The following is a 14,034-nucleotide window of genomic DNA, read 5'->3' as shown; positions in this document are numbered from 1 at the left end:
TGTTTTTATGGCAGTGATTTTTGTTTTATTGAAAATCACTGCCGCTTTTTGATATAATAATAATCATACGCACAAAAAATAAAATTTTATTATAGTAAAATTTTATCTTAATAAAGATATTGAGTATAATTAATTAAAAATTATGATAATAAAAGATAACAAAAAGTAAAATTTTACATTCGGATGATTAATTTGTATAATTTTGCTTTATTTTGTTCTGTATTGTATTGACAATAAAACATTTTTGTATTATTATATTTATAAAACAAAATAATATTATAAAAGGGGTAATATCAGTGGCAATAAGATTTTTGAACTCTGTAACATCTACAAGTTCAAGCTTTCGAGTTTCGTGCGGAGAGCTTGTTGTGGATGATTTATGGAGCGTTCATCACGAAGTAGAGCTGGGTGTTGTCAGGAGCGGTTCTATTACAATTGAAACCGCAATCGGTGTTGAACAGCTCAACAAAGGCGATATTTTCTTTATCGCACCAAACCAGAAGCACAGATTTGACAACAACAACAATGTGTATATTGAGATTATGCTTTTAAATCTTAATGACGGTGCAAATCTTACACAGCAGTTTATTCCGAATGCAATTATAAAGAGCATAGTAGGCGGAAACTGTACTAAGTTTTTCTCTTTTAAGCCGGGGGAGGATTACTACAATAATGTTTCCGAATGTTTTGAATCTGCTTTTAGGGCAGAGGTTGACAAGCCGAGAGCATTTTATCTTCTGGCAACAGGTAAATTTTATGAACTTTACTATTATTTGTTTGAGTCAGGAAAGTTAGAAATTTACGATATTGAAACACAGGGCAAAAAGGATAGGGCTTTGCGCAGAGTTACAGAGTATATCAACGAGAATTTCTGCAATCTGCTTACTCTCGACATTATTGCAGAGCACACAAACTTGAGTAGATATTACATTTCGCATCTGTTTAAAGAGCTTTTGAACACAACTTTCATTAATTATCTTAATGAACTTCGTTTGTCAAGAGCGGCACTTTTGCTTACAACAACCGATACTCCTGTTATTGAAATCGCAGGAAAATCAGGTTTTAATAATATTTCTAACTTTAACAGAGCGTTCAAGATGTACTACGGCATTACACCGTCAAAGTACAGAAAATCAGAGCGCAGTAAAGCTAAGGTTTAAAATTTTAATTTAACAGGCAGTCAGTCTTATGGGGTTATAGAAACTGACTGCCTGATTTTTTGTGTTTTTTATTAAAAATTGGGGTAATTTACGGTTTAGCGGAATATTCGTAAAACAATTATAAAAGTTTGGTCAACCTTTAAAAAGGCTTGACCTAAATTTTTTAATTATTTCCCTGTCATTTAGAACATAACTGTTTATTATAAAAACAAAAAGCAAAAGCCCGACCGAAGTCGAGCTGATTGCTTATAAAAAAGAGAGAGGAAAATATCTATGAAAAAATGAGTTATTAACTTTGTAATGTAAGTTTTATCAGTAGTTGTCTTACACATATATAATACCATACGAACAGTGACAACAGTGTGACAAAATATTGGTAGTTTTCCGAAATTTAAACATTTTTTTAGAAATTAATCAAAAATATCGTTTGTCGGGTTAGATTTGACCTTTTTGTGTACTTTCAGAGTGTTGTTATTGTCGCAAAAAGCAATGAAAACTTCGCTCGTTTTTATATTTTGCTTTTTGAGTTCTTTTTTTAACCACTCAATATTATTTCCCGTGGCTTTAAGATTTCTTTCCAAAACCTTGCCGTCCTGTATCACTACCGCCTCTACACCGGATTGAAGAACCGTAATTTTCATATCATCGGGAGTGAGCGGTCGATTTTTGTCTTTCGGTAAAATTGAAAGCTGACCGTTGCTTTCAAGGATAACGGTTTGTATCTCATCAAAATTAAAATATCCCTTTGAACGGCACATTACCAAAATTTCATTTATATCTATCTTTGCGGTACTTAAGTTTTTGTTGTAAAATTTGCCGTTATCGTAAATTATAATAGATTTGCCCGTAATGAATCTTCTTAGAAGAAGCGACTTTTGCGATAGGAAAGTCAACATAATTGCTATAAGCGAGTAAATAACCATAGCCATTACACCGTCATAAATATCGGTAAATTCGCCTGTCGCCAGTTCGGCGGCGATTGAACCTATTGTAATACCGTTGATGTAGTCAAACATATTAAGCTCTGACATCTGCTTATTTCCCATCAGCTTTGCAAGCAAAAACAGGACTGTAAGCGAGATCGGTGCGGTTATAAATACTCTGAAAAAATCCATAATAACCTCCTGTGCTATGGTTATTATGGATTTCTTTTTATATTTTATTCGTTTTTGAATTTTATGTTAGGCGATATATAATTTAGCTGAGGAATTTCGTTTAAATGATTTAAAAATTCAGGTCAAGGTTGACCAAACTTTTATAAAACCTTACCGATTACCAAGGCTTGATTGTGCCTGTGAGTTCTGTAACGCTCTTCATACCGTTTTTATCAAGGTATTCATTAATTCCCTCGGCAATTTTAATCGGTGCGTATGGGTCTGAGAAGAACACTGTGCCAATCTGCAATGCGCTTGCGCCTGCAATCATCATTTCAACTGCGTCTTGCCATGTGCTGATGCCGCCCATACCGATAATCGGAATTTTAACGGCATTAGAAACCTGCCAAACCATTCTTACTGCAACGGGGAACACTGCAGGGCCGCTCATTCCGCCTGTATTGTTGCGGATAATCGGGCGCTTTGTGTTTATGTCTATTCTCATACCTGTTAGTGTGTTAATCATTGAAATTGCGTCTGCGCCGTTTGCCTCTGCCGACTTAGCAATCTCGGCAATATCTGTAACATTCGGACTTAGCTTTACAATAAGCGGTTTTGTGCAGTGCTTTCTTACCGCACTTGTAATTGAACCTACCGATTCACAGCTTGTACCGAACTGAACGCCGCCGCTCTTTACATTAGGGCAGGAAATATTCATTTCTATCATATCAACATCAGTTGAAGAAAGTTTTTCTGCCATTTCGCAGTATTCTTCCGGTGTGTTGCCTGCAATATTTGCGATAACTCTTGTGTTTTGCTGTTTAAGCCAAGGAAGATCGTCGTTTATAAATACATCTACGCCCGGATTTTGAAGTCCGACGGCATTTAAAATACCCGACGGAGTTTCTGCGATTCTTGGCGGTGGGTTGCCGTCACGCTTTTTTAATGTAATGCCCTTGCACGAAATACCGCCAAGTTTTGAAAGCGGATAAAATTCGCCGTACTCCTTACCGAATCCAAATGTGCCCGAAGCGGCGATAAGCGGATTTGAAAACTCTACTCCGGCAATTTTTACAGATAAATCAGCCATTAAAATACAACCTCCTCTGCGTTGAATACAGGTCCGTTTTTGCAGACATGCTGCATAATTTCTTCACCGTTTTTGCGTACCTTAACGGCGCAGACAAGACAAGCGCCGATTCCGCAAGCCATTCTTTCTTCAAGTGAAATCTGACAAGGCTTGTTAAATTCTTTGCAAACTTGAGCAATTGCCTTAAGCATCGGGGTAGGACCGCAGGCGCAAACCTCGTCAACTTCATTTATCTTTTCTTTAAGTACATCTGTAACAAATCCGTGTACGCCTGCACTGCCGTCATCTGTTGTAAGTACAAGCTCGGCGCCTGCATTTTTAAAATCATCTTGTAATATAATAAGGTCTTTGTTACGGAAACCCGTGATAACAAGCGGATTTTCGGTTTGCTTTGCTGTATAGAGCATAGGAGGAACACCGATGCCGCCGCCGATAAGGCAGTAGCGCTTGCCTTTTTCAATATTAAAGCCGTTGCCAAGCGGAGCAAGAATATCTACAGCTTCACCCTTTTTCATTTCTGACATAATCTTTGTGCCCTCGCCCTTAACCTGGTAAACAAGGCGGAGTACGCCGTTTTCGCTGTCGCACACCGAAATAGGTCTGCGCAGAGTTTTTGACGGAACATATACATGGGCAAACTGACCGCATTTTGCAAGCGGTGCAAGTTCGTCATTTTTTACACGCATATCAAAAATTCCGTCTGCAATTTCTTCATTTGACAAAAGCTCAAAGGCTTTAACATCATATTTCATATATTTCTCTCCTTTTGCAACAGAATGATTTATTTAATTAATATAGTTTAACACTATGGTAATAACACGCAGGGTATCGTTTTTATATGCATAGCTTGAGGTGTCAAGCTCGACTTCTCCCCAAAGCATATTGTTGGCGCTTTCAATGTAGTTTACTACATAACCGTCTTGTACAAGTGTTGAATAAGCGTCTTCAAAGTCAAGACTGTCATCAACAATTATGTTGAAATAATTGTCACCGTTTACGGCGGAATTTGCAAGTGCATTTGAAATTGTATTGTCATTTTCTTCATCAAACGCATAGAGGATAGGTGCAGTTTGATTATAATAATTGTACTCGGTAGAATTACATTCGGGCACATAGAGGTTGCCGATAAGGTTTTCGTCGTTATTATAATTATCGGGTTCTATTTCATCAAAAAGGTCATCTGCTCTGTGCGAGGAATACATTTGCTCGTCTGTAAGATTAAAGTAGTAGTAGTTGGAAAACTCATCTTCCGAGTCGTTCCATGTTACATCGACCTGATACCAATTACCGTCAATTTTTGCGCAGTTCCATTCGTGTCCGACATCACCGGTCATTCCTGCAATACTTACACATTCAATGCCGAGTTTGTTGCACAAAAGCTGAAATGCCCTGGCATATCCTTCACATATGGCTTTGCCGTCAACAAGAACTCCGTAGGCGTTACTGACATTTCCTTTTGTGTTATTGTTGTAGGCAGCCTCGTCATCATATACGCAATTTGCAATAATATAATCGTTGACATACTTTTCACGCTCATACTCCGAAGAATACATAGTTGCGTTGTTTACAAAGTCGTTGAGTGCCTCGTTAAATTTTTCTTTTTGTGTTTCAAGCGTTGTGCCTGAAGAAATAAAGGAAAGTTCTACATATGTTGAACCGTCGTAATCGTAGTAAGAAAATGTGTTTTTTATCCAGAATATATCGGGGTGGTCGTTTTTAAAAGCTATTATTGCCTCGTAAATATCTTTTTGCGTAAGCGTGCCCGTACATTGTATTTCTGCGGGAACGGGTTTTTGACATTCGTTTTCAATTTGTGCGTAAAGATTTTTAATGTGTTCGTTTGTTATTGCCGAATAGCTGTACGATGTTTGCTTCGGCTCCGGTATCTCTGACAAAAGCGCTTCACTTTCGCTTGTCGGCTTAAAATCAGAATTGTCGAAAATCTTAAATTTAAAAGAACAGCCGGCAATTGAAAAACATAGCGCCAAAGGCAAAGCAACCGCAAGTGCTTTCTTTGCAACAGTCTGTATTTTATGGATGTTCAAAAAATCATCTCATTACATATAATATATCATTTATAATTTTACTTTATTTTGGCTTTATAGTCAATTCAAAATTTATTTTTTGAAAAATTGTTGCAATTAGTGCAACTTTTAGGATTTTTTTATGCATAGTTGGAGGTGAATAATTTGATTATTTTTAACAAAGAAAAGTACGAGGGTATTGCCGCAGAAGATAATGCGGGGATTGTGGGCGAAAACCTTGTGAGTAAAGTTGAATTTACGGTGAATGATTTTGTCGGCAAAAATACGATTGCCGCAATTCATTTAAGATTTAAAGACGGCAGTGTAAACACGGTTGCACCGCAAACCGTAAAAACTGTTAACAACAGCACATATATAATGTGGAAAATCGGGAAAAACGATATTTTCTGTCACGGCTGGGTTGAGGTTCAGCTTGAATTAAGAGAGGAGGAAACCACTTTGCAGACCGATATTGTAAGATTGTTTGCGGGAGAATCCATACCGATTGAGGACAAGGGATTCACCAATCCCAACAGCGAAACGCTTGCATTGAGAGATGAGACAAAAAAATGTTGGGATAAAATTGCAGAGCAAAATAAGCAGATTGAAAACAATATAAAAGTTATTGCCGACAGCGACATTACTCTTAAAGAAGAAAAAGCAAATAAGGTTACGCTTAAGGCTGATGTTACGGAAGAGAGCTATCCGAGTGTTGCATATCTTGAAAACTATTATTATGATTATAATGATGTTGATGATGAGATACAAAACCTTAAAAGCAGTATCGATACAAAGCTCAATTTAAAAGCGGATAAGGCGGATACTCTTGCCGGTTACGGAATTACCGATGCCTATGATAAAACGTATATAAACCGATCATTAAACCTTAAGCTTGACAAAAGGCCATTCGATACGGAACCAAAATATAATAGTCCTAACTATGTAACGAGCGGCACTGTGTATAACAGTGTTAATTCGCTTAGGCAGACCGTTGTGCAGAACAAAGCCGATATAGAAAAATCGCTTGCAAACAAATATGATGCGGCGAATAACGAAATCGGTTCGGGAGAATTATCTCCGGCGCAGACAATTTATGAGGGCAGTGAGGGAAACTTCGTTTACGCAAAGAACGGCGACGCAGTTACTGTGTCTGTAAATATTACAAGTATGTTGGCGGATAAAAACTATTTACAAATGTCGGGTTTGCCGTTCCCGTCAAAAGCAGAAAGTAGACTTGCAAGTATTGCCGTATATTCTACAAAGAATAACTTGCGTAATGTGAGAATAGACGGTTCGTGGATTTACATAAGTGCACCGTCCGATAAATTTGTTGAAGATGAAAAAATGAATTTTGTTGTTACATATATTATTCGCAGATAGGAGGATTAAAATGGAGGTTACAGAAAAAATTACGCTTGATATGCTTACAAAAGAGGGAGTGAGCGTGTTAAGACAGAAATTTATAAACATTAACGATGTTGAGGTACAGGTTGGTGAAAATGTCCGCAATGCTTTTACAAACTGTGAAGATGACAGAAAAATTTTAAAAGAACAGCTTTCGGAAGATTACTACAACGCAGTTATGGCAGTCTGGGGACTTTAAACATCACAAAAGCGCAATCGTGTTGCAGACGATTGCGCTTGCTTTTTTTGTTTGAGTGATTTTGTTTAGCAGGTATGCATAGTATAATTTTACAAACATTTTCCAATAACGGCAATTGCGTTTGAACGACAGATTTCTTGTGCATTTTCCCGCAGATTTGCGGCAAAAATATTATCGCCGCACCGTACACCGTATTCGTGCAAAATACGCTTAAATCTTTTTGGTACTGCCGGATAATCAAAAATAAGGTAGTAAACTCCGTCTTTTTCATAGGCAGAATTTTTGTTGCAGCACACATTCTGTTTGTAAAGCAACTGAATTACATCAAGAAAATTCTTGCTGTTGCCCACATCGTAGCAGCTGCATTTTTTACCGTTTTGCAGTCTGTATTTTTTCCTTTTTTTATCCTCAACCGTCAGCAGCAGCATACAACCGTCAACAGTCGGAAGCGCCTCCACAATTATTCGTTTATCTTTTATTTCTATATCTGTTTTAAAACAGGCTATCTGCAAAATTCGCATAAGTATCTTTCTGGAATGGCTGTCATACAGGCTTAAAGTATCATAATCAAGCGAAAAATCTCGCATATCTTCATCGCAGAGAGTTATCAGTATTTTATTGCTTTTTATTTTATCAATCGTCAAAAAATCTCTCTCCTCACATTGTGCTTTGCCGCAAAATTATTCTTATATATATTATGATGAAATGCCGTTTCCTGCAAGTAATTATTTTTGGAAATATACCAAGCAAATTATAGTAATATTTTTGTTAAAACGCATAATATGCTTGTCAAAAATCCTCAATAATGTTACTATGTTATTGTAATAATAAAAATTAACAAAAGAAAGGATGTTTTCTATGCCGCAATGGCTCAACGATTCGGTTTTCTATGAAATTTACCCGCAAAGCTTTTATGACACCAACGGTGACGGTATCGGTGATCTTAACGGTATCATCGAAAAACTCGACTATGTAAAAGGGCTCGGCTGTAACGCAATCTGGCTCAACCCCGTTTACGATTCACCGTTTATGGACGCAGGTTATGATGTTCGTGACTACAAAAAGGTTGCTCCCCGCTACGGCACAAACGATGACCTCGTAAGACTTTTTGACGAGGCTCACAAAAAAGGAATGAAAATTCTCCTTGACCTCGTTCCCGGCCACACATCGGACACTCACCCTTGGTTTTTAGAGTCTAAAAAAGCTCAAAAGAGTGAGTATACAAACCGTTATATCTTTACAAAATCAGTATGGGACGCACCGCCGCAGTACAGAATGATGTGCGGTATCTGCGAGCGTGACGGTAACTATTTGGTAAACTACTTCAGCTCACAGCCTGCTCTCAACTACGGTTTTCACGAAATCACACATCCGGAGTGGCAACTGCCGTGCGACCATCCGGACTGCCTTGCTACAGTAGAGGCAATCAAGGACATTATGCGTTTCTGGCTTGATATGGGCGCAGACGGTTTCAGAGTTGATATGGCAGACTCGCTCGTAAAGAACGATGATGAAAAGGTTGCAACAGCAAAAATCTGGCGTGGTATCCGTGAAATGCTCGACAAAGATTATCCTGAGGCTGCAATGGTAGCCGAATGGTGCAATCCCGAAAGAGCAATCAACAACGCAGGTTTCCATATGGACTTCTATCTTGACCACCACGGCAACGGTTACAGCAGACTTTTCCGTTACGGTGACGATGAGGGCAATAAGGGTATTTTTAATCCAAACGGCAAGGGCGATATTAAGAACTTTACAGACGAATATCTCCCTGCTTATGAGCTTTCAAAGAATAACGGCTACATTAGTTTTATGACAAATAACCATGATATGCCGAGAATGACACACTACTTCGGTATGGATGCAATTAAACTTGCGTATGCAATGATTTTCACTATGCCGGGTGTTCCGTTCCTTTACTATGGTGACGAAATCGGTATGAAATATCAGGAAAACCTCGTAAGCAAAGAGGGCGGATTCAGCCGTACAGGTTCGCGTACACCAATGCAGTGGAACAGCGGCAAAAACCTCGGTTTTTCTGCAAGCGATACACCTTACCTCCCTGTTGATACAGACGAAAACGCACCTACAGTTGAAAATCAGCAGAACAACCCTGACAGTATTTATAAGGTTGTTACAGACATTATTGCCATTCGTCACGCAAACGATGACCTTCACGGCAACGGTGATTTTGAAATGATTTTCGAGCCGGGTAAATTCCCGTTCGGATATAAGAGAGGCAAGTTTGTAATGCTCTTTAACCCACTCGGCAAAGACAGCGAAATCGAAATCAATGCTAAGGACGCTAAAAAAGTATATGAAATCGGTACAACAGAGGTTGCTGACAATAAGGTAAAAATGTCGGCACAGAGTTTTGTTATGCTTGAATTTTAATAGATTTATTTAAAAGTTACGGCGGCAATCCTATTTGGATTACCGCCGTTTTTGTTGATGATTATTTGTCAAAGTTGGAGTAAATTATAGTTTAGCAAATTGCTTAAAGTTATCCCAATATTTAGAATAGAACATTGTTAATTAGGCTGTCCGGCTTGAATTAAAATTTATGCATTAACATCTACATATTTTAATGTCATATTAACGCAAAACTTATTATCGACATCAACAGCTTCAAAATATCCGCCATAAACCTCTGCCATATTTCTCATTGAACGCAGTCCAATTCCTCCGCCTTTATGTTTTGTGGACTCATAGCCTCGGTCACTTTTCTTTAAATCTCCGCAAAAATTATTCGTTGCAGCAATATAAATATAGTCGCCCTTATAGTCGATTGACAAATCAAAATATTTTCTGCCCTCGCTTATTGTTTTGCATGCGGAAATTGCATTTTCACTTAAGTTTCCTAAAATACCGCAGAAGTCAACTTCGGGTATTTCGGATTTAGGAGGCATATTTATTTTCCAAGTAATATCTATTTCATTGTCAATTGCGCTTTGGCGATAATAATTCAGCACTGCGTTTATAGCGTTACTGCTGCATAATCTTACGGGAGCAGTAATATTAAGTGCCTGATAGTACTTGCAAAGGTATTTTCTCAATGAGTCCAAATCGCCCTCGTCAAGCAAACACTGCGCAAGATGTACCGAGTGTTTTAAATCGTGTCTGGCTTTTGCGGTTTGATTAATATATGTTTGCAGAGATTCGTTATAGCTTGTCTGTATTTCAAGCATAAAGTTCTGTTCTTCAAGCTTGGTCTTTTCAATTGTAGTTTTACTGAATATGTAAAACAGCGCAAATACCAATATATACAGCAAAAATATAATACTGTTAATCATTAACGCCTTTATGCCAATCATTCCCACACGCAAATTCAAATATGTGATCGGTATGGAGTAAATATTTAACAGAGTTACAATAATCGGTAAAACCATAAATGAATACCAAAGCTTTTTATATTTAATGTTATCTATCATCCAGGAATAATATTTCAGCATAGGATACGCAAGTATTGCCATAAAGAACAAACTTATTCCCATAAACAGCAAATCAAACGAAAAACTTATTCCGTAATCCATTTCCGGCTTATAAAACGATTCAATTTCATAAGTAAACAGTGAGAAAGTCGAAAACAGACATATAACGCTCAAAAACACAAACAGAGTTTTGGCAAAATCTGTTTTTACCGTATACCGTAACAGTAAAAAGCAGATTATCATATCGGGCATAAGCACCGTGTTTATCGTACGAATGTTAAAAAGTACCGTTATTAAAGAAGATACCGTTGCAATAATTACAAAAGCCCCCGCCAAAAGCAAAGCAATTTTTTTAACCGAAAATTTAAGCTGATTTTTCATCGGCAAATAACACATTATACTTGCGGGAATGATTATAGAAAAAGAAAAAAGTCCCTTTAAAAATTCTACCCTATCCATATTATCCTCAAATCCGCTGATTTTCCCTTAATTTTTTAAACATATGATCTCTTACCCGTTTTTCTATGATACTTTTTTCACGCACTTTTATCGAAAATCTTGTACCGTTGCCCATTATACAAAGAGCACCGTCAATGCGCTCAATATAATCCGCATTAAGAACAACGCCACGGTTTACGGGTATAAATCTTTCGTCATTATCGGTAAGTTTTAAAAATTCATTCATAGTCATTCTTGTGCGGTATGTCATACCGGACACAACAGAAATATTCAGATAATGTGCATCGGATTCAATAGACATAATCTCTTTGACAGAAATCATTACGGATTTTCTGTCGCAAACAATCCGAATAAATTTTGCTTTATCTTTTATGTAAAAAGCCGCTTCGTCAAGAACTTTGTAAATTTGTTCGGGCATATACGGTTTTATTATATAGTGAAACGCATGAACAGAAAAAGCCTGCATCATAAAGTCGGAACTTGTAGTAACAAAAACAATTAGAATATCTTTGCTGATTTTTCTAAGCTCCTCGGCAAGCTCAATTCCGTTAATAGGGCTCATATAAATATCTATAAATGCCGCATCATATAGATTTTCACTGCATTTATTTAAAAAATCTTGTCCGTTTAAAAAACAATCTACCGAGCCTTGTTCACTTCTGATTGTAAAATATCCGTTGCACACACGGGCAAGAATATCCATATATCTTTGTTCATCGTCAATTACGGCGATTTTCATTATCACACCACCAAAAATAAATAACCTTTTTATAATTATAACACAAAACTTAAGAAATGTGCATTATTATAAAAAGGTTTGCTAAAAATGTATTATATGCCAAAAACAGTCGCCTAAGCGACTGCCTCTGGATTTAGAAGTTTTGAAATTAACGTGAAAACGTGAATAGCTGTTTAATTATTAATCTCTGCATCTGCAGTGTCGCCAAAGAAGTTAAAACGGAAGAGTTTGCTCTCGTCGTTTTTATTCTCGCAAATAATGCTTGCTTCGGCAATCTTACCGCCCTCAATGAGTTTTGTAAGACCGACGATCTGGCAGAGTTTGCTTTTAAGATTTAATCTGTCGCCTTCGTTAGTAACGAGAAATACATTACCCTCGCAAGTATCAAGAACAGCGAGAAATTCGGCTACATCAATATTGTGTAAACTAAGAATAGGTGTCATAAAAAATTCCTCCAAAATGATAATATAAAATTGTTGTGCCATTTACCATTTGGCAAAATAATTATTTATGTTCGACCTAATTAAACCTTACTCGAGTAGTCTGACTGTATAATCAGTCGATAGTCAAGCGGACTGTTTACTTGACAATTATTATTATAATCACAATTTCATAAAAGTCAACAATTTTTTTTATAAAAATTTGTTGCAAAGTCAAATTAAATGTGAACAGCTTACAAAGTAGTGTGTATAAATATATATATTATGCACAAAAATCATTTGATAAACAAATTTGTTTGCTTATTAAAATTATAATGCTGTTAGTGAAAATAACTACCAAAAGGGAAAGTTAAGCGTCAAAAAATCACTTTTTTTACAAAAATAAAATTATTATATATTGAGATTTTTGCGGCTATGGGTTATAATTAATGCAGTAATTTATAATAAGGGTATGCTTTTTTAGAATGAAATATCCGAAAATACAATAAAGGAATGGTACTTTAAATGTTAGACAAGTTTTATAAGCAGTTTAAAAGCGGTACAGACATCAGAGGCGTAGCAAGCGAGGGCGTTGAGGGTCAGCCCGTAAACCTTACCGATGATGTTGTGGCAAGAATGGCAGACGGCTTTGTGCTTTGGCTTTCAAAAAAGGTCAGCAAAGCGCCTGAAGCTCTTACAATTTCTATCGGTCGTGACAGCCGAATTTCCGGCCCGCATATAGTTTCAATTTGCAGTGAGCGTTTTAAACGCTGCGGAGCAACCGTGCTGGATTGTTCGCTTGCATCTACTCCGTCGATGTTTATGACAACCGTTGACCTCGGTTGTGACGGTGCTTTGCAGATTACCGCAAGCCATCACCCGTTTAACAGAAACGGTCTAAAATTCTTCACCCGTGAGGGCGGTCTTGAGGGCAGTGATATCGAAGAAATCCTTGAGTATGCACAAAACGGCGAATCACCTGCCGAAAATTCTTGCGGCGAAATCAAAAAAGTTGATTATATGACCGATTATGCAAAGGGCCTTTGCAAAAAAATTAAAGAAGAAGTAAATGCGGAGGATTACGATCATCCGCTTAAGGGCTTTAAGATTGTAGTTGATGCAGGTAACGGTGCAGGCGGTTTTTATGCCGATAAGGTACTTTCTGTACTCGGTGCGGATACAACAGGCAGTCGCTACCTTGAGCCTGACGGAATGTTCCCGAACCATATTCCGAACCCTGAAGACGCAACAGCTATGGCGTCAATCTGCGAGGCGGTAAAAGAGGCAAATGCCGACCTCGGCGTAATTTTTGACACTGATGTTGACCGTGGCGGCGCAGTAGACAACAAGGGCAATGAAATTAACCGTAACCGCCTTGTTGCTGTAGCGGCTGCCATTGCACTTGAGGGTAACGAGGGTGGTACTGTTGTAACCGACTCTATCACTTCTTCCGGTCTTAAGGAATTTATTGAAAACACACTCGGCGGTCAGCACTACCGCTACCGCAGAGGATACAAGAATGTTATTGACAAGGCGCTTGAGCTCAACGCACAAGGCATTAACTGTCCGCTTGCTATTGAAACCTCAGGTCATGCCGCAATGAAAGAAAACTATTTCCTTGATGACGGCGCATATCTCTGCACCAAGATTATTATTAAAGCGGCTCAAATGCGCAAAGAGGGCAAAGAGCTTGACGAACTTACTGCGGCGCTTAAAGAACCTGTTGAAAGTAAAGAAGTCAGATTCAAAATTCTTGAGTCCGATTTCAGAGCCTGCGGCGAAAAGATTATCAATGACCTTACCGCATATGCAATGGCGCAGAACGGCTGGAATGTTGCAAACGATAACCGTGAGGGTATAAGAGTATCATTCGATAAGGATAACGGTGACGGTTGGTTCTTGTTAAGACTTTCAGTGCACGACCCGATTATGCCGCTGAATATTGAGAGTGATTCGGTAGGCGGCGTAGATATTATTTACAACAAACTTAATGAGTTTTTAAAGACTACAAGCGG

General features: G+C 37.9%; 13 protein-coding genes. 5 read left to right on the top strand and 8 right to left on the bottom strand.

Annotated features, from left to right (window positions below):
• Positions 1–296: 296 nt before the first annotated feature.
• Positions 297–1,160 (top strand): AraC family transcriptional regulator, encoded by an 864-nt coding sequence (locus tag I2E21_RS03375; RefSeq protein WP_195410416.1) that lies wholly within the window; start codon positions 297–299, stop codon positions 1,158–1,160.
• A 410-nt stretch (positions 1,161–1,570) separates the two neighbouring features.
• Here I2E21_RS03375 and I2E21_RS03370 read toward each other — a convergent pair whose 3' ends face one another.
• The 4 genes from I2E21_RS03370 to I2E21_RS03355 form a co-directional block, all read right to left on the bottom strand.
• Positions 1,571–2,275, bottom strand: coding sequence for a DUF421 domain-containing protein (locus I2E21_RS03370; protein ID WP_186936111.1), 705 nt, complete (start codon positions 2,273–2,275; stop codon positions 1,571–1,573).
• A 157-nt stretch (positions 2,276–2,432) separates the two neighbouring features.
• On the bottom strand, positions 2,433–3,344 hold the full coding sequence (locus I2E21_RS03365; protein ID WP_195410415.1) for a dihydroorotate dehydrogenase: 912 nt from the start codon (positions 3,342–3,344) through the stop codon (positions 2,433–2,435).
• Complete coding sequence (locus I2E21_RS03360; protein ID WP_195410414.1) at positions 3,344–4,096, bottom strand: dihydroorotate dehydrogenase electron transfer subunit; 753 nt, start codon at positions 4,094–4,096, stop codon at positions 3,344–3,346. Before I2E21_RS03360 ends, I2E21_RS03365 begins: the two co-directional genes overlap by 1 nt.
• A gap of 33 nt (positions 4,097–4,129) precedes the next feature.
• Positions 4,130–5,389: a transglutaminase domain-containing protein gene (locus I2E21_RS03355; protein WP_195410413.1), complete on the bottom strand. Its 1,260-nt coding sequence runs from the start codon at positions 5,387–5,389 to the stop codon at positions 4,130–4,132.
• A 144-nt stretch (positions 5,390–5,533) separates the two neighbouring features.
• Between I2E21_RS03355 and I2E21_RS03350 the strand changes: the two genes are divergently transcribed.
• Positions 5,534–6,748: a hypothetical protein gene (locus I2E21_RS03350; RefSeq protein ID WP_195410412.1), complete on the top strand. Its 1,215-nt coding sequence runs from the start codon at positions 5,534–5,536 to the stop codon at positions 6,746–6,748.
• A gap of 10 nt (positions 6,749–6,758) precedes the next feature.
• On the top strand, positions 6,759–6,971 hold the full coding sequence (locus tag I2E21_RS03345; RefSeq protein WP_022234557.1) for a hypothetical protein: 213 nt from the start codon (positions 6,759–6,761) through the stop codon (positions 6,969–6,971).
• An 89-nt stretch (positions 6,972–7,060) separates the two neighbouring features.
• Here the strand turns inward: I2E21_RS03345 and I2E21_RS03340 are convergent, their stop codons facing one another.
• The gene (locus tag I2E21_RS03340) at positions 7,061–7,615 is read right to left on the bottom strand and encodes an adaptor protein MecA (protein ID WP_195410411.1); all 555 of its coding nucleotides are present in this window, start codon (positions 7,613–7,615) and stop codon (positions 7,061–7,063) included.
• Between the two features lie 214 nt (positions 7,616–7,829).
• On the opposite strand from I2E21_RS03340, the gene I2E21_RS03335 reads away from it, so the two are divergent.
• Positions 7,830–9,365 carry an alpha-amylase family glycosyl hydrolase gene (locus tag I2E21_RS03335; protein ID WP_195410410.1) on the top strand — a complete coding sequence of 512 codons (1,536 nt, stop codon included), beginning with the start codon at positions 7,830–7,832 and terminating at the stop codon, positions 9,363–9,365.
• 167 nt (positions 9,366–9,532) lie between these two features.
• On the opposite strand, the gene I2E21_RS03330 is transcribed toward I2E21_RS03335, so the two are convergent.
• The 3 genes from I2E21_RS03330 to I2E21_RS03320 form a co-directional block, all read right to left on the bottom strand.
• A complete protein-coding gene (locus I2E21_RS03330; protein WP_195410409.1) occupies positions 9,533–10,861 on the bottom strand; it encodes a GHKL domain-containing protein in 1,329 nt (442 codons plus the stop codon).
• A gap of 7 nt (positions 10,862–10,868) precedes the next feature.
• Positions 10,869–11,600: a LytTR family DNA-binding domain-containing protein gene (locus I2E21_RS03325; RefSeq protein ID WP_195410408.1), complete on the bottom strand. Its 732-nt coding sequence runs from the start codon at positions 11,598–11,600 to the stop codon at positions 10,869–10,871.
• 173 nt (positions 11,601–11,773) lie between these two features.
• Positions 11,774–12,043: a hypothetical protein gene (locus I2E21_RS03320; RefSeq protein ID WP_195410407.1), complete on the bottom strand. Its 270-nt coding sequence runs from the start codon at positions 12,041–12,043 to the stop codon at positions 11,774–11,776.
• A gap of 501 nt (positions 12,044–12,544) precedes the next feature.
• Here I2E21_RS03320 and I2E21_RS03315 point away from each other — a divergent pair.
• The coding region (locus I2E21_RS03315; RefSeq protein WP_195410448.1) for a phosphomannomutase/phosphoglucomutase at positions 12,545–14,034 on the top strand (1,490 nt) is incomplete at its 3' end.

Origin of the sequence: Ruminococcus sp. BSD2780120874_150323_B10 (assembly GCF_015553695.1) — a bacterium.
GTDB classification, from domain to species: domain Bacteria; phylum Bacillota; class Clostridia; order Oscillospirales; family Acutalibacteraceae; genus Ruminococcoides; species Ruminococcoides intestinale_A.
This window is presented reverse-complemented; position numbering and strand designations above follow the sequence as displayed.